Origin of the sequence: Arsenicicoccus sp. UBA2120 (genome assembly GCF_002330965.1) — a bacterium.
GTDB classification, from domain to species: Bacteria; Actinomycetota; Actinomycetes; order Actinomycetales; family Dermatophilaceae; genus Arsenicicoccus; species Arsenicicoccus bolidensis.
This window is the reverse complement of record NZ_DCYC01000060.1, coordinates 4,291-4,522: the sequence shown is the minus strand read 5'-3', so window position 1 is coordinate 4,522 and position 232 is coordinate 4,291. Positions and strand designations below refer to the sequence as shown.

At 78.9% G+C, this 232-nt stretch carries 1 pseudogene; it reads left to right on the top strand.

Annotated features, from left to right (window positions below):
- Positions 1-232: pseudogene (locus B2P18_RS08825) on the top strand (NlpC/P60 family protein); the annotation flags it as partial.

The following is a 232-nucleotide window of genomic DNA, read 5'->3' as shown; positions in this document are numbered from 1 at the left end:
CCCGCAAGGCCGCCGACCGGGCCCGCGCCGCAGCCGAGGCGGCGGAGCGCTCCGCGACCCGTGCCTCCCGCCGCGTGCCGGGCTACGTCCCCGGCAGCGCCGTCTCCGTCGGGGCGCCCAACCCGCGCGCCAAGAAGGCCATCGACTTCGCCATGTCGCAGGTGGGCGACTGGTACCTCTGGGGTGGGGCCGGCCCGGACCGCTGGGACTGCTCCGGCCTCGTGCAGGGCGC